Source organism: Bradyrhizobium sp. WU425 (assembly GCF_021052305.1).
GTDB lineage: Bacteria > Pseudomonadota > Alphaproteobacteria > Rhizobiales > Xanthobacteraceae > Bradyrhizobium > Bradyrhizobium canariense_D.
This window is the reverse complement of record NZ_CP088089.1, coordinates 4,624,464-4,639,358: the sequence shown is the minus strand read 5'-3', so window position 1 is coordinate 4,639,358 and position 14,895 is coordinate 4,624,464. Positions and strand designations below refer to the sequence as shown.

Below are 14,895 nucleotides of genomic sequence, written 5' to 3'. Positions count from 1 at the left end.
GGCGGCGGAAGCATTCATCTCTGCCGCTATCACGCGGCTCCTGGAGAATCCCCAACATGATACGTCATTTGTTGATCGGCGTTGCCGCGTGCGCAATCGCGGCAATGTCGACATTTTCCGCTTCTGCCATGCCCCGCGTTGCGGCTGAGACGTTGGTCTCTGGCTCCGACAGTCCGGTGATTCTCGCGCGCGGTGGCCATGGACACGGTCACATGGGACGTGGCGGCCGCGGTCATCACTACGGCTGGAGCAGGGGCCGTCATCGCGGTTGGCGCTAGCCGCACCAACGCAACATCCGGGGCCGCCTTCGATTGGCGGCTCCGTAACGTCAGCTCATCCGCCCCGCGGGCTCACCAATCCGGATCCCCATAGTAGGGATCGACCATATAGGGCGGGGGCATCCAGGGCCCTCGCGACGGCCGGGGTCGCCGAGGTGCGGCCGCTTGCACGTGCGGCCGTGCGGGCGCAGCGGTCTCGTTGGTGATCACGCTCCGCGCGGCGGGTTTCGCGGATGCCGATGCGGATGACGTCGTCAGCTCCTTTTGCAGCGCCTGGACCTGTGCGGCGAGGCGCGCATTGGCCGCCGCATCCTTCTCCTGCGCCGCCTTGAGCTGCTGAATGGTGTCGGCCTGCTCGCGCAGCGTCTGCTCGTTGCGGCTTTTCAGTTGCTCGAGCTTTCCGTTCATGCTCGCAAGCTCGCTGGTGATGGTCTTGAGCGATTGCGCGAGATCGGACGACGAGGGGTCGGGAGCCGGGGCGGTAGTTCTTGAAGCGTCGGGTCTTGAAGCGTCGAACCCCGCATTGCTCTCCGTGTCCTTGCCGGCGGGCGGCGCGGGCACCGTGCCGGGCTCATCCGCGGCAGCCAGCTGCACGGCCGGCGGTTGCGCCGGACTTTCAACCGCGGACGCATGCGGAGGCTCAGTCGCGGCCGGCGGAGCCCATCGCGCCATGATCGACTTGGTCATAGACCTGGCCTCATCGCGATATTGCGAAGCGAAGGCGGCACCGAGAATGCCGATCGCCAGCACGAGGCCGACCAGAGCGCGCAGCATGGGCCGGTCTCCCATGAGGCCTTGATTACGAACCCTGCTATCCGGCGCCGGCGCCGCGGCCTTGGGGGTCTTGTCTTCGGGAATCTTGTCCTTGGGAGTCTGGACGGTCTCCGCACCGGCGCTTGCTCGCGAGACCCGCGGGCCTTCGTTGCCGCGTTCCATTCCGGAAACCAGCCGGTCCAGCCGCGCCAGGTCTTGCTCTGCGCTCTTGATCCGGTCGTAGGCCCGCGCCAGCCCGCCGTCGGCGCGCTCTGCCTCCGGCTTGGGGGCGTCAGGCTTGGGCGCGTCTGGCTTGTGGTCGTCAGGTTTGGGGTCGTTCGTCTCGGGCACCGATGCGCTCTCGATCCAGTCGGGCGTCAATGGGAGTGCGGCAGTCTGATCGTCGGAACGATAGGTCTCGCCGTCATCCAACACAACGCGCGTCCGAAGGAAAAATTATGGCGAGGCCTCGGGGTGGGGCGGTCGTGGGGGTATGCAACGGGCGCCCTTGATCTGGATCAAGCATGCGGCGCCCGACCGTCCCCACCATGCAGACATTCATCGGAAGGAACACATGGTTCAGACAAGAGCGATCGTCCTTGGTGCCTTCGCGGCCCTGCTGCTGGCCGTGCCGGCCAAGGCCCAGGTGCTGGTCGACGTTTCCAAGATCAGCTGCGACCAGTACATCACCCAGCGCATCACCCACATGCAGACCGTGAACGTCTGGCTCGCCGGGTTCTACGCCGGCCGCCGCAACAATCCCGTCGTGGATACGCAAGCGCTGAACAAGAACGGCAACAAGCTCTCGCGCTTCTGCGAGTCGCATCGCGAGATGCCGCTGCTGGAGGTGGTTGAGGCCGATACGAAGTAGGGGCGGGGCCGCCCAGCCTCGGAGTGCGGCAGTCCTATCGCCGGAAGGAGAGGTTGCGCCGCTGTCCCCCCAACGCGCGTGCGAACGAGAAATTATCGCGGGCACGGGGGTGGGGCGTGGCATTGCCGAACCGGCATGCGTCGCGAGCGTCAGGTACATGACCGAAAGCGGTGTGGCTCCCGCTGATGCCCTATGTAGGTAAAGCGTGACACTTTCGCTGTCTCGTTATGAACCCGGCCGCCAGATCGCAAGGGCCCGCATTGTTCTAAATCAACAAACCCGCTCACTAGCGAATTGCGCTGACGCACCGTCCCAATCCAGGAAGGAGAGTGGACATGTCGCGCCGAACCATCGTTTCACTTACCGCATCCGCAATCATTGGCATCGCCTGCATCGTGACTGTTTCGACTGACGCCTTCGCCTATCGAAGAGGCGTCGGGGTTGGTCGGGTTGGTGTTCATCACGGCGGTGTCTATCGCGGTGGCGTCTATCGTGGTGCAGCCGTGCGCCGCGGAGTTGCCGTGGGCGTCGGAGTTGCTGCGGCTGGTGCGGCAGCTTACGGGGCTTACGGAGCCTACGGCGGCTATCGCCGCTGCGGCTACGAACCTTACCCGCCTTGCTACTAGCCGGTCTTTGCGCAGCGGCCAGAGCACCGTCGGTCGGCTGTGCGCGGAGCACCTCTCTCCGAGTGGGGAGAGGTGATCCGAGTTCCGGGCCCGCACACACGCGATCCGAGCTGTGCTCGCTTCACCGTGCGTATTGGCGCGTCTGTTGCTCGACAGGTCGACTTCTAGCGAGGCGCACGTGCCATCTTCGCCGGCCGCGACCAGGAGAGGTTGAACGCCGATAAATCTATCCATGCGTGCAATTGGGCAATCGGGAAAAAGCGGCAAAACTGCGGCTGTCAAGGATACATCAGAGTAGAACGGAGCTTATCCCCGTAATAAACCCGATGCTGTTAAGGGTTCGGGGTGCGTATGGGAGATCAATAATGGCAAATGTCGAACAATTGCGCAGGCGGGACGGAGTAAACTTGGTCCAGCTCGAGGAGGACATTGCATCGATACGCTCGGGAAGCTCTCTTGCTTCCATTGCTCTGCCTGATTACGTCGAGCACACCGCGGGCGTGACGCGCGTCGGCGCGCTCAGTGCAGAGGCGGTCGTTCGGGACTATGAGTCCGCTGCAAAAGAGATCGAGGCCATGGGCACCGAGTTGATCGACGCCGCGCAAAAATGCGAGGCGCTGACTGCCCAGGTCCATGATGCGATCGCCTTCATGCGAGAAACGGCGGCGGAGTATCGTGAAGAGGGTCGGAAGATCTTCAAGCGCATCGAAGAATGCGCGCTGTTCACCGAAGACGTCCGCAAGACATGCGAACAGGTCAAGCGCAGGATGGTCGACGTCTCGCTAGGCTCATCGTCCAACGAGGAGTTCGCACCGCAACAGCCCGAGTTGAGCGGGATCGCCGCCAAGGTGTCGATGAGCGAGATACGGTGAGGCGGGCGTAGATAGCGCGTAGGCTGGGTTGAGCTCTAGGTCGTAGGATGGGTTGAGCCCTTACGAAACCCTTCATCTCTCGCCGATCGAGCGGTGATGGGTATCGCTTCGCTCCACCCATCCTACGAGCTGGAGCCAACAATCAATAGCGACCGCCGTGGCCCTTTTGCTGCGTGATCCAGTCCGACAATGTTTTCGGTGTCGATTTCGCAGTCCGGCCCGGTGATGCCTTCGGATTGTCGCGAACGCCTTTCGTCGGACGGGTGCGCGGCGCTTCCGTTCCGTTGACGCTCTTCGAGCCATCCATAGATGCTTCCGCAGCTTCCTTCTCGAGGCGCAGCTGTTTCAATCGCGCCATTTTGATGCGCTCTGCCTCGACTGCGGGTCCTTCGGACAGCAGCGGCCTGTGTTGAGCGACCTCCGCCGGGACGATGACACCGATAATGGTTGTCTCGCCGAGCGCCTTGCAGGCTTCGAGCCGATGCAGTCCCTCGACCAGAACGAGGCGGTCTCCGTCGAGCCGGACGGAAATGGGTTCCTGTTGTCCGATGTCCAGCATACTTTCAGCGATCTCCCCGACGATCTCGGGCTTGATGGCTTTCTTCTGCTTCGTGGGAACGAAGATCTTCTCGATCGGGAAGCTTTCCGGTTTGGGCATAACTTGACTCCGCTTCTACCGGGCGCGCCGGAACCGATGCCGGGGGTGGTCGGAGTTTAGGAGGGAAGGGCTCGACCGCAAAGGTAATTTCGGCGGCGGGGTGTCAATGACTCGTAGGATGGGAAACCCATCCTTCTGTGGATTTGGCGGAGATGGGTATCGCTTCGCTCCACCCATCCGACGAGCTGGACGCGGTCGACGCCAATACGAAATAGGGGTGGGGCCACCCAGCCCTGTTCTATTCAGGAGACCAGTCGATCCAGCCGCGCAGGGCCTGCTCTGCGCTCTCGATCCAGTCGGGCGTCGCTGGGAGTGCGGCAGTCCGATCGTTGGAACGACGGGTCGCGCCGCTGTTCCACACAACGCGCATGTGAAGGAGAATTTATGGCGAGCTCTGGGTGGGGCGGATCAAGGCCGGACACCGAACTGTGCTCCTACAAGCCTGGACGCCTACGCAACAGCCTGCAACGAGCTATAAGCAGTCTCGCGCTGCTATCAAACGAGTTGATATGGTCCACGCGCACACCAAAGAAATTGAGATTGTCCTCCGCAAACGTAAATTTGAAAATCGAATAGGGCTCCATCGGCAGGCCCGACTCAGCTACTGGAAGAAAGTATCGATTGGTACTTGTGCGCTTCGTCTTCGTGCCGCCGTGTACAAACGCGCCCGTGCCAAAATCAAACGCGAGCTCGACAAGAGAAGGCTGATCTGGTTCGTGAATAAACTGCGAAAGAATGATGCGGGTCCGACTCAAATCGGGCCCTCGCTCCCAGTACTCGCCCAGCCTCAAAGTCACACTCTCAGTGCTTACGCCGTCGTCAGGAATCCGAAAATCGGACAGCTCACTAGTTGGAACGAGCGGTTCTACTGACTTATCTCCTGTCGCGGCCGGGCCGCTCATGTTTGATCCTAGTTGCTCGAGCTTTTTCGATAGTCGATGGTTGAAAAACCATATGACGGACACGGTAGTTATTGCGGGAAAAAGGATGATCGGCCACACCTTCAGAAGGCCTGCAACCCCGTGTTGCACGGGAAGTTGCGGTAACGCCACGTAGATACCAAAGAGCAGCGCTACAAAGGCGATCGCCGCTTGTATAATCTGGCCCCGATTAGCAAACCACTTTCCTGCCATTGATCCTCACATATTACTCCAGCTAGCTTGTGGCTGCGAACCCGTCATTCGCGCTGTGTCATCGACAAACATCGCTTCTCTCCAGACAGTCCTACGAACTGCGCCCGTAGTTCGCGCTCGTGCGGGTTAGGCTTGCTGCTCCGGGGCGCGACGAGACACCGTATTAAGCTTTTCCGGCAGAGGTGGCCTATCAGGAAGCACCACGGTCTCTTTGCGGCCGCCTGGAAAGATGAGTGTACCGCGGCCAATAAGCCAAAGATTGAGGCCTGATCCGAACGACCAATAATCGCGAATGGAGTCCGCGATCGCCCTAATTTCTGGCAAGCTCAGGTGGACAAAACTCCAAACGTTAGGCTTGCTTCGAGACCCTTTCCCGAAAGTAAGATGAGATTGCTCAGGGTTGTTCAAGATGGAATGAGAGTGCGCCAGAAAATTTCTATTCCATTCAAGGACTTCGAATCCTTTCAGGAAGTGCAGCACAGATTCTCGCGCAGTTTCATCTTCTTCTTTCGTCTGTGCAGCTTCTCGTATTAGATCGCAAGTATTGTAATTTGAGAGGAGTCCAAAAATTTTTTGGGCAGCCTCGGGGTCCGTTACCACGTACTTTGCGAAGAACGTCAGCAGCACAAATTCTAGTTGATTGTATGCAGAAGTGATCACGCCGAGTGCATGCAGATGATCAAGCTGTCCGATGTGCCAGTTGGGATCAGGCCAATCAGCTTTGCTTGTCATGCGAGGAAACCTCCAGAGATTGATTGCTTGGCTTGCAGATATAGCTGCGCTCATCCGCGCTACGCTTGCAATCGACGTCAGGTGCTGTCGATTGGTGGATCTATTCCAATCACAAATGCTCCACCATCGATAACGGTCCTCATGAGAATCCCCTCGATGGATATGCCGGAAAGACGGTGTGAGAAGGGGCCAGTTTCGAGGCGCGTTTTTATGAATGCGTCAGACTGTCCCCTACGGCGTAGGTGGTCCACTTCGTTCTTTATCTGTCGTATGACCTCTTGTCTTTCGCTAACGATTAGCTCTTCCGGAGAGGTCCTCGTCAGAGAATTTTCCAAGAAAAACATTCGCTCTTGCACGTCCGCTAGGAAGCGATCTCGAGGGTCCTCGCTTCGTCGCATTCGAAAACTGGCATTTGCTTGAGTAATAGGATTGCTGACTTTGTAGTCAGCAGCCCTTATCGCTCTGGCCGCGTCTGCCAGACGGCTTCGGGCGGCTTCAGTACTGTGCCAATCCATCAAATCAACGAAGATCGTTCGATGAGAAATGTTGTCAAATGGTAAAGCTGTGCCCAGCTTGGCCATATGTATCGTGGGTTTCTCTGTTGAGTGCCTAATCCCCAACTCATAAAAGGCATTGGGATTCAGATCAGTAAGATCGGCAACCACGAGATCGGAGTTTATTATGTCGCTTACGACGCGATCGCCGATCATGCCGGGGTCAGCATCCTCGTCGGCGCGCTTGACTTTGTAGTTGAACTCCCCCGATTCGAGCACATGCCTTATTACTGAGTGCAGAAGCAAGTCAGCGTGTTTTCTCTCGGACGTGCCATCCCTGCCGATCGGGCCGATAACAAAACATAGGGGACACTGCTTCGACTTTTCGGGCAAAAGGTTTCTCCTGAAAGCCAAACCTTAGATGGCACGTCTTCTGGTTGCAAACAGAAAGGCGGCCTCGCGGCCGCCTTTCCGTCAATGTATAGTCAGGTAAGCCCGGTCGCGACCGGACCCCTCACGAACACCCCGTCGTCGAGCCGCACGTATCGCACTTCATACACGTGCCATTCCGTACCAGCGTGAAGTTGCCGCACTCGCTGCACATTTCGCCTTCGTAGCCCTTGGCTTTCGCTTCCGCGCGGCGCTCGGCCTTGCTGGGCACTGCGACTTGGGCGCTGCCGGCCTTGCTCCATTGCAGGGCCTCTAACTTCTCGGTGGGCGAGAGGTCGTGGGCCACTTCCTGCTTCAGCGCGACCGCGCCTTCCAGGACGTCGCCGGCACGGCCTGCGCCGTGCGAGGCGAGCGAGGTGACCTTGCTGCCGCCGGCCGGTGCGCTGTCGTTGCCCTGCGCGACCGCGGTCGAGCCGCCGCGCATCACCACGAGGTTGTCGGTGCGGGAGCGGGTGAGGCCGCGCGACACCAGCTTGGAGGCGCGCTGGCCGTGATCATCCGGCTCCTTGCCTTCCTCGACGCCCTTGCCGAGCACGTCGAACCCGGTCTCGCTGGGATCGACATGGGCAAGGTCGAAGCGGCTGAGATAGCTCACAGCCAGTTCGCGGAAGACGTAGTCGAGGATCGAGGTCGCGTACTTGATGCTGTCGTTGCCCTGCACGGGGCCCGCCGGCTCAAAGCGGGTGAAGGTGAAGGCGTCGACATATTCGTCGAGCGGCACGCCGTACTGCAGACCCAGCGACACCGCGATGGCGAAGTTGTTGATGAAGGAGCGCAGTGCCGCGCCTTCCTTGTGCATGTCGATGAAGATCTCGCCGATGCGGCCGTCGTCATATTCGCCGGTGCGCAGATAGACCTTATGTCCGCCGACGACCGCCTTCTGGGTGTAGCCCTTGCGGCGATCCGGCATCTTCTCGCGCTCGCGCATCACGATGATGCGCTCGACCAGCTTCTCGACGATCTTTTCCGAGACCTGGGCGGTGCGCGCCGCCATCGGCTTGTCGTAGAGGCTCTCGACCGCATCGTCCTCGTCCTCATCGTCGGCGATGAGCTGCGAGTTGAGCGGCTGGCTGAGCTTGGAGCCGTCGCGATAGAGCGCGTTGGCCTTGAGCGCCAGCTTCCACGACAGCATGTAGGCGGACTTGCAGTCCTCCACGGTGGCGTCGTTCGGCATGTTGATGGTCTTGGAGATCGCACCCGAGATGAAGGGCTGCGCCGCCGACATCATGCGGATGTGGCTCTCGACCGAGAGATAGCGCTTGCCGACCTTGCCGCAAGGGTTGGCGCAGTCGAACACCGGATAGTGCTCGGCCTTGAGGTGCGGGGCACCTTCCACCGTCATCGCGCCGCAGATGTGGACGTTGGCCGCCTCGATCTCGCGCTTGGTGAAGCCGACGGCCTGGAGCAGGTCGAAGCCGGGGGCCGCGATGGCCTCGGCACCGATGCCGAGCTGGTCGCGGATGAAGTCCTCGCCAAAGGTCCATTTGTTGAAGGCGAACTTGATGTCGAACGCGGTCGGCAGCGCCTTCTCGACCTTGGCGATGGCTTCGTCGGTGAAGCCCTTGGCCTTCAAGGTCGAGGCGTTGATGCCGGGCGCGTTGGAGAGCGAGCCGTGGCCGACGGCGTAGGCTTCGATCTCCGCGATCTCGCTCTCGCGATAGCCCAGCGCGCGCAGTGCTGCGGGGACCGCACGGTTGATGATCTTGAAGTAGCCGCCGCCGGCGAGCTTCTTGAACTTCACCAGGGCGAAGTCGGGCTCGATGCCGGTGGTGTCGCAATCCATGACGAGGCCGATCGTGCCGGTCGGCGCGATCACCGTGGTCTGGGCGTTGCGATAGCCGTGCTTCTCGCCGAGCTCGAGCGCCGCATCCCAGGCCGCTTGCGCATGGGTGACGAGGTCGGTCTGCGGGCACGACACCAGGTCCATCGGCACCGGGTTGACGCTGAGCCCCTCGTAGCCGTTGGACTGGCCATGGGCGGCGCGGCGGTGGTTGCGGATCACGCGCAGCATGTGCGCGGCGTTCTTCTTGTAGCCGGGAAAGGTGCCGAGCTCGGCCGCCATCTCGGCCGAGGTCTTGTAGGTGATGCCGGTCATGATCGCGGTCAGCGCGCCGGCGATGGCGCGGCCTTCCTTGCTGTCATAGGACAGACCCATGGTCATCAAGAGGCCGCCGATATTGGCGTAGCCGAGGCCGAGCGTGCGGAACTCGTAGGAGAGCTCGGCAATCGACTTCGACGGGAACTGCGCCATCATCACCGAGATTTCGAGCACGATGGTCCAGAGCCGGCAGAGATGCTCGTAGCCTTCGACGTCGAAACGCTTGGAGGGGATGTCGTAGAACGTCAGCAGATTGGCGGAGGCGAGGTTGCACGCCGTGTCGTCCAGGAACATGTATTCCGAGCACGGATTGGAGGCGCGGATGTCGCCGGACGCCTTGCAGGTGTGCCAGTCATTCATGGTGGTGTTGAAGTGCAGGCCCGGGTCGGCCGACGCCCAGGCGGCGTAGCCGATTTTTTCCCAGAGGTCGCGCGCCTTCAGCGTCTTGGTGATCTTCTTCGTGGTGCGTCCCACGAGATTCCAGTCGCCGTCGGTCTCGACCGCGCGCAGGAAGTCGTCCTTCAGCGACACCGAATTGTTGGAGTTCTGCCCCGAAACCGTGAGATAGGCTTCCGAATCCCAGTCGGTGTCATAGACGTCGAACTGGATGTCCTTGTAGCCCTGTTTTGCAAATTGGATGACCCGCTTGATGTAGTTGTCGGGTACGAGGCTGCGGCGCGCCAGCTTGATCTCGCGGCGCAGCGCCGGGTTCTTCTCGGGATCGAAGCAATCGTCGCCCGAGCCTTCGCAATTGACGCAGGCCTTCAGCACCGCCTTGAGGTGCTTCTGGTTGATCTTGGATCCGGTGACGAGAGCGGCGACCTTCTGCTCCTCCTTCACCTTCCAGTCGATATAGGTCTCGATGTCGGGGTGATCGACGTCGACGACGACCATCTTGGCGGCGCGGCGCGTGGTGCCGCCCGACTTGATCGCGCCCGCGGCGCGGTCGCCGATCTTGAGGAAGCTCATCAGGCCGGACGAGCGGCCGCCGCCGGAGAGGCGTTCGCCTTCGCCGCGCAGGCGCGAGAAGTTGGAGCCGGTGCCGGAGCCGTATTTGAACAGGCGCGCTTCGCGGACCCAGAGGTCCATGATGCCGCCCTCGTTGACGAGGTCGTCACCGACGCCCTGGATGAAGCAGGCGTGCGGCTGCGGATGCTCGTAGGAGGATTTCGACCGGGTCAGCTTGCCGGTGAAGGGGTCGACGTAATAATGGCCCTGGCCGGGACCGTCGATGCCGTAGGCCCAGTGCAGACCGGTGTTGAACCATTGCGGCGAGTTCGGCGCGACCATCTGCATGGTCAGCATGTAGCGGAGCTCGTCGTAGAAGGTCTGGGCGTCCTCGTCGGAGGAGAAGTACTTGCCCTTCCAGCCCCAATAGGTCCAGCAGCCGGCGAGACGGTCGAACACCTGCTTGGCCGAGAGCTCGCTGACATAGCGCTCTTTCTCGGGCAGGAGGGCGAGCGCCTCGGTGTCGGGAACGGAACGCCACAGGAAGGAGGGGACGGACTCTTCCTCGACCTTCTTCAGGCGCGCGGCAACGCCGGCCTTGCGGAAGTACTTCTGGGCGAGGACGTCGGAGGCGACCTGCGACCACGCGGTCGGCACCTCGACATTGTCGAGCTTGAACACGACCGAGCCGTCGGGATTCCTGATCTCCGACGTGGTCAGCCGGAAATCGATGCCGGCGTAAGGTGACTGTCCCGAAGTGGTGTGGCGCCGCTCAATCCGCATGGTCTTGCCCCGTCCTATCTTTGACCGGACCGCCTCCGTTCAGGCGTGCCGGGTCATCATTTCATTTCGCGGTGCTCGAGGCCGCCTGGCCCTTGGCATCGCAGCTCAGCCGGTAGACCCGGCCCGTTTTCTCCCGACGCGATTGCTCGATGCGCGCACCGATCATCCGCCGGCACGTCCAGACCCATCCGCCCCAAAGGGATGAGCCCGACATGCGTTCAACGCCCCACAACGTCACGTCTTCAACCATTGCCATCCGGGCCTGTTTCCAGCCCGTTCAGGCGCCCGAAAAGTCCGCTCTCGCCGGGCAGACAAGCCCGTATCCCGCTGCCCTTGTCTGGCTTGGCGGAGTGCTGTTTTGCAGACCCTTTGGGGGAGTGCCGGCGGGACGCAAACACACTCGCGCCGAACGGATCGAAAACTAGGACTCTCCGTTACGCCCGTCAAGAACTAGTGCGAGTTCCTGAATCAAATACTAAATATGGTGGATTATGGGGGATAACAGGGGGCAGGCCCGCGCCTGTTGTTGAGCCAAGTATCAGTGAGTCCTCAGGGATTCCCAACCGAAAAAATTTGCATCTTGGGGTGCCGCTGAGGCTTCACCCCGCTGTTCACAGGGCAGGTATATTTTTGAATCGCGGGCTTGCCTCGGGGGGACTCACGTAGGGCTACGGAAGGTGAGGGCAGGCATGCCCGCCGGGGTGGTGGTGGGAGGCGCGAATCCGCGCCAAGCTGCCCTCGATTTTGCCGGACTACCCACATGCTTGATTCGACTCGGCCGGTGCTGCGAGCGCGCATCGCCCCGGCCGGCCTGATATTCCTCGCCATCACCTCGGTGGGCTGGGGTTTCAATTGGCCGGTGACGAAATTCCTGCTCTCCGAGCTGCCGCCGCTGACCTTGCGCGGGGCGACGGGCGTGCTCGGCGCGGTGCTGCTGGCGGCGCTGGCACTGATCCGCGCTGACAGCCTCAGCGTCCCGCGCGCGATCTGGCCGCGCCTCGTGACCGCCGCGATCCTCAACGTCACCGGCTGGATGGTGCTGATGGGTCTGGCACTGCTGTGGCTGCCGGCGAGCGAAGCGGCGCTGATCGCCTACACCATGCCGGTCTGGGCCTCGCTGATCGCCTGGCCGGTGCTCGGCGAGCGGCCGACCTTGTTGCGCACCATCGCGCTGGTGATGGCCTTTGCCGGCCTGGCCTCGATCATGGGCGGCAACGGCTTTGCCGCCACTGCGGACAAGCTGCCGGGCATCGTTATGGCGCTGTGCGGCGCGCTCGGCTTCGCCGCCGGCACGGTGTTTTCGAAGAAGTACCCGATCCGCCTGCCGCCGATCACCGCCGCGGCCTGGCAGATCGGGATCGGCTGCCTGCCGATCACTATCATCGGCCTCGCCATCGAGACCACGCATCTGGAACTGGTGACGCCGGTCGGCTGGTGGCTCCTGGTCTATTCGACCGTGGTGCAGTTCTGCATCGCCTATGTCAGCTGGTTCGCTGCCCTTGCGCGCCTGCCGGCTTCCGTCGCCGCGATCGGCACCATGGCGGTGCCCGTCATCGGCGTCGTGGCGTCCGCGATCGCGCTCCACGAGCCGCTGGGGGCAGGGCAGATTGCCGCGCTGGTGTTCACGCTGGCGGCCGTGGTGCTGGCGACGCGGTAGGGCGTATATTCATGAGCGGCTGGCCGCCTGGACTTCCGGTTCATCGTCAACATCGGCCGGAGAGCGGAAGGTCTCCGAGCTCGCAGATGCGCCAAGAGCCGACCTGCCTTGCGGGGGATTGTCTCTACCCAAATCGGTTGGCGAACTCTACGACCGCTGCTGCAACATCTTTACGCCTGGCGTCCGTGCGTGTGAATCCCAGCGGTCCTGTGAACCTGATAACCACCTTTTCAGGATTGGATTTCGGCCGAGCATCGGTCGTCCAAGATAGCTCTCCGGCCCGGACCTTGACAACATCGCGACTGGTGCACGCGGACTCGATCGATGAGAATATCTGCTTTGCTTCATCGACCGAAAGCTTCATCGATTGACACTCACCAGCGCCGACCGACACAAGGGTCAAACCAGACCGTTCGACGCGGAAGTACAGCCCATTGGTCAGCGTGACTTTTTCCTTAGGTCCCAACTCGGCGCCAATACGGGCCAGCGCTTGAGACCCAACTCGCGACAGGAGCCGTCCCAACACTTCAAAAAAGACTTTGATCTTTCGGTGATCATTCATGGGTCGGGCGCCATCGTACGTGGTCCGATGGGGGACCAAAGCACCTCGCCATTGGCAAACAGTACAACATCCACTTCGGGTCAGCATACGAAGAACTCAACTGAGCAAATCTGGTCCGCCATGCTTCGGGGAGCGACCTCCTGGAGGGCTGCCGCCATCTGCAAACCTTCTCAGAAATACTACGTCTTTTCTTTCTACCCCGGGAGCGAGGTTTCGGAGAGCGTTCGTAGCGAGATATATCTCAAGCCCGACCAGAAGCGGTATTCCCGCGCCCCAAATGTAGATCAGGCCACGCATTGTTGCCTCCGTCAGGATAATTTTGAGCCGCTGCTTCGGGCAGTCTTCCAGGCCAAGGAAGCGGCCACGACAAACGACACGAAACAGAACGCGATCACCCCCAAAGCGCGGACATCGCGGCGCGGCTCGTTGAGCCACACGAGAGCCGCCAGGCAAAGGAGCGCCGGGACCGCGCAGGCTTGTGTTGCGATATACCGACGCCTCAGCGCCAACGGCGCGCGGTCCCCCCAGATAAACGCCTCAACCTGAAACTTGCGAGAAATTGCGTCCGTCCGGGGGAGGCACGACCTATCTAGCTCTGCCACGATGGATTGAAATCCCCATCCGGCAATGCCCAGCAGTGAAAGTCCAAAAAAAGAGTAAGAACAGCGACACTTCACGTGTCTAGCAGCTTCAACACAACCGCGCGAGACCAGTTAGTCCGCAATGGGTCCAACAGCGGACCAACGTTGGGATGCCCGACCTCAGGCGAATACTCTGCGGCGGTGGCGAATGCTGGAGGGCGAGCGCCCATAGAGTTCGCGAAAGACGGCGTTGAACCGGCGCACGCTGCCAAAGCCAGCTCGGTAGGCGATCTGGGCCAGTGGTTCAGTCGTCTCGTCAAGTAGGCGCTTCGCCCTCTGTACACGCCTGGTCTTCGCGACCTGTTGGGGGCTGGCCCCGACGTACCGTTCGAACAGACGCGCAAGGTGGCGCGAGCTTACCCCGAGCCGATCGGCCAGTGCGGCAACCGAAGCGTCATCCAAGGCGCCACCATCGATCAATTTCAAGGCCCGCGCGACTGTCGAACGCGTGCCATTCCAGGCAGCACAGAAGGGCGCGGTCTCCGGACGGCAACGCAGGCAAGGTCGGTACCCCGCGGCCTCGGCGGCCGCTGCAGTTTGATAGTAGGTCACGTTACGGGTCAACGGCTGCTTCACCGGGCAAACCGGGCGGCAGTAGATTCCCGTGGTCTTCACTGCCGTGTAGAAACGGCCGTCATAGCGGGGATCGCGCTGCAAGCGCGCGGTGTTGCATACCTCAAAACTGAGCATGACTCATTTTACCGCAGGCCGCAGCCAGAAGAATAGCCCTGAGATGATCAGGTCCGATTCCGGCCAGCGATATCGGTGCGCCCTTCTTATAGAGAAGGTCCAACTTCGCTGAGCACTTGGAGAAGCAAAAATGAACAGCACGAATCCTAAAGAGATCGTCATCAATGCCTGGAAGACTTTTAAAATCCGTGATGCGCAGTTGATCGCGGAGCTGTTTACTCCCGATGCCGAATGGATCGCACCGGCTGGAAATGCCACGGCGGTCGCTCTCAAACACACCGACCACATGATTGGACCGGACCAAATCGCACAGTTTATTGCCTCGGAAATGCATCATCTGTTCTCGAACGTCGACATCTCGTTTCGGGGCATTCATGCCGATGGCGATACTGTGATCGTCGAGGAGCGAATGCGAGCCACTCTTCCTGGAGGCAAGCCCTACGAGAATGACTATTGCTTCGCTTTTGTCCTTTCCGGCGAGCGGATCAAGCTGGTTCGCGAATACATGGACACCCGAAAGGGCTGGCAGATGATTTTCGAGCCGCTTTAAAGGCTGCTTTGGGTCACAAGCGGTCCTCGACCGGCTGCGCAGGGCAGGTCAGCTCTGGGCCACGAACAGACTCCTTTGCTCTTGCCGTGTCCAAGAAAA

The 14,895-nt window shown here is 61.0% G+C and carries 14 protein-coding genes; 5 read left to right on the top strand and 9 right to left on the bottom strand.

Annotated elements, in window-relative coordinates; translation table 11 throughout:
• Window positions 1-350 precede the first annotated feature (350 nt).
• Window positions 351-1,382 (bottom strand): hypothetical protein, encoded by a 1,032-nt coding sequence (locus BcanWU425_RS22510; protein WP_204513928.1) that lies wholly within the window; start codon window positions 1,380-1,382, stop codon window positions 351-353.
• Window positions 1,383-1,605: 223 nt separating this feature from the next.
• On the opposite strand from BcanWU425_RS22510, the gene BcanWU425_RS22505 reads away from it, so the two are divergent.
• The 3 genes from BcanWU425_RS22505 (at window position 1,606) to BcanWU425_RS22495 (ending at window position 3,400) form a co-directional block, all read left to right on the top strand.
• Window positions 1,606-1,902 carry an HdeA/HdeB family chaperone gene (locus BcanWU425_RS22505; protein ID WP_231188562.1) on the top strand — a complete coding sequence of 99 codons (297 nt, stop codon included), beginning with the start codon at window positions 1,606-1,608 and terminating at the stop codon, window positions 1,900-1,902.
• Between the two features lie 335 nt (window positions 1,903-2,237).
• A complete protein-coding gene (locus tag BcanWU425_RS22500) occupies window positions 2,238-2,528 on the top strand; it encodes a hypothetical protein (RefSeq protein WP_204511052.1) in 291 nt (96 codons plus the stop codon).
• Between the two features lie 365 nt (window positions 2,529-2,893).
• Window positions 2,894-3,400 carry a hypothetical protein gene (locus BcanWU425_RS22495; RefSeq protein WP_026232748.1) on the top strand — a complete coding sequence of 169 codons (507 nt, stop codon included), beginning with the start codon at window positions 2,894-2,896 and terminating at the stop codon, window positions 3,398-3,400.
• 142 nt (window positions 3,401-3,542) lie between these two features.
• Here the strand turns inward: BcanWU425_RS22495 and BcanWU425_RS22490 are convergent, their stop codons facing one another.
• The 6 genes from BcanWU425_RS22490 to BcanWU425_RS22465 form a co-directional block, all read right to left on the bottom strand.
• The gene (locus BcanWU425_RS22490; protein WP_204511053.1) at window positions 3,543-4,058 is read right to left on the bottom strand and encodes a ParB N-terminal domain-containing protein; all 516 of its coding nucleotides are present in this window, start codon (window positions 4,056-4,058) and stop codon (window positions 3,543-3,545) included.
• Window positions 4,059-4,492: 434 nt separating this feature from the next.
• A complete protein-coding gene (locus tag BcanWU425_RS22485; RefSeq protein WP_204511054.1) occupies window positions 4,493-5,191 on the bottom strand; it encodes a hypothetical protein in 699 nt (232 codons plus the stop codon).
• A gap of 126 nt (window positions 5,192-5,317) precedes the next feature.
• Window positions 5,318-5,923 (bottom strand): hypothetical protein, encoded by a 606-nt coding sequence (locus BcanWU425_RS22480; protein ID WP_204511055.1) that lies wholly within the window; start codon window positions 5,921-5,923, stop codon window positions 5,318-5,320.
• Window positions 5,924-6,000: 77 nt separating this feature from the next.
• Window positions 6,001-6,810 (bottom strand): hypothetical protein, encoded by an 810-nt coding sequence (locus BcanWU425_RS22475; RefSeq protein ID WP_204511056.1) that lies wholly within the window; start codon window positions 6,808-6,810, stop codon window positions 6,001-6,003.
• Between the two features lie 121 nt (window positions 6,811-6,931).
• Window positions 6,932-10,696: a vitamin B12-dependent ribonucleotide reductase gene (locus BcanWU425_RS22470; RefSeq protein WP_204511065.1), complete on the bottom strand. Its 3,765-nt coding sequence runs from the start codon at window positions 10,694-10,696 to the stop codon at window positions 6,932-6,934.
• 61 nt (window positions 10,697-10,757) lie between these two features.
• Window positions 10,758-10,946, bottom strand: coding sequence for a hypothetical protein (locus BcanWU425_RS22465; protein ID WP_231188561.1), 189 nt, complete (start codon window positions 10,944-10,946; stop codon window positions 10,758-10,760).
• A gap of 510 nt (window positions 10,947-11,456) precedes the next feature.
• Here BcanWU425_RS22465 and BcanWU425_RS22460 point away from each other — a divergent pair.
• Window positions 11,457-12,353 carry a DMT family transporter gene (locus BcanWU425_RS22460; RefSeq protein WP_085353541.1) on the top strand — a complete coding sequence of 299 codons (897 nt, stop codon included), beginning with the start codon at window positions 11,457-11,459 and terminating at the stop codon, window positions 12,351-12,353.
• A 124-nt stretch (window positions 12,354-12,477) separates the two neighbouring features.
• Here BcanWU425_RS22460 and BcanWU425_RS22455 read toward each other — a convergent pair whose 3' ends face one another.
• Entirely contained in the window at window positions 12,478-12,915 is a 438-nt protein-coding gene (locus tag BcanWU425_RS22455; protein WP_231188560.1) for a hypothetical protein, read from the bottom strand.
• Window positions 12,916-13,676: 761 nt separating this feature from the next.
• Window positions 13,677-14,246: a bifunctional transcriptional activator/DNA repair enzyme AdaA gene (locus BcanWU425_RS22450; protein ID WP_085353539.1), complete on the bottom strand. Its 570-nt coding sequence runs from the start codon at window positions 14,244-14,246 to the stop codon at window positions 13,677-13,679.
• 130 nt (window positions 14,247-14,376) lie between these two features.
• On the opposite strand from BcanWU425_RS22450, the gene BcanWU425_RS22445 reads away from it, so the two are divergent.
• On the top strand, window positions 14,377-14,796 hold the full coding sequence (locus tag BcanWU425_RS22445; protein ID WP_204511067.1) for a nuclear transport factor 2 family protein: 420 nt from the start codon (window positions 14,377-14,379) through the stop codon (window positions 14,794-14,796).
• Window positions 14,797-14,895 lie beyond the last annotated feature (99 nt).

Excerpts from the sequence above, each read along its gene's own strand:
- BcanWU425_RS22505 (WP_231188562.1), top strand. The coding sequence starts at position 1,606 with ATGGTTCAGACAAGAGCGATCGTCCTTGGTGCCTTCGCGGCCCTGCTG.
- BcanWU425_RS22500 (WP_204511052.1), top strand. The coding sequence starts at position 2,238 with ATGTCGCGCCGAACCATCGTTTCACTTACCGCATCCGCAATCATTGGC.
- BcanWU425_RS22495 (WP_026232748.1), top strand. The coding sequence starts at position 2,894 with ATGGCAAATGTCGAACAATTGCGCAGGCGGGACGGAGTAAACTTGGTC.
- BcanWU425_RS22490 (WP_204511053.1), bottom strand. The coding sequence starts at position 4,058 with ATGCCCAAACCGGAAAGCTTCCCGATCGAGAAGATCTTCGTTCCCACG.
- BcanWU425_RS22485 (WP_204511054.1), bottom strand. The coding sequence starts at position 5,191 with ATGGCAGGAAAGTGGTTTGCTAATCGGGGCCAGATTATACAAGCGGCG.
- BcanWU425_RS22480 (WP_204511055.1), bottom strand. The coding sequence starts at position 5,923 with ATGACAAGCAAAGCTGATTGGCCTGATCCCAACTGGCACATCGGACAG.
- BcanWU425_RS22470 (WP_204511065.1), bottom strand. The coding sequence starts at position 10,696 with ATGCGGATTGAGCGGCGCCACACCACTTCGGGACAGTCACCTTACGCC.
- BcanWU425_RS22465 (WP_231188561.1), bottom strand. The coding sequence starts at position 10,946 with ATGGTTGAAGACGTGACGTTGTGGGGCGTTGAACGCATGTCGGGCTCA.
- BcanWU425_RS22460 (WP_085353541.1), top strand. The coding sequence starts at position 11,457 with ATGCTTGATTCGACTCGGCCGGTGCTGCGAGCGCGCATCGCCCCGGCC.
- BcanWU425_RS22455 (WP_231188560.1), bottom strand. The coding sequence starts at position 12,915 with ATGAATGATCACCGAAAGATCAAAGTCTTTTTTGAAGTGTTGGGACGG.
- BcanWU425_RS22450 (WP_085353539.1), bottom strand. The coding sequence starts at position 14,246 with ATGCTCAGTTTTGAGGTATGCAACACCGCGCGCTTGCAGCGCGATCCC.
- BcanWU425_RS22445 (WP_204511067.1), top strand. The coding sequence starts at position 14,377 with ATGAACAGCACGAATCCTAAAGAGATCGTCATCAATGCCTGGAAGACT.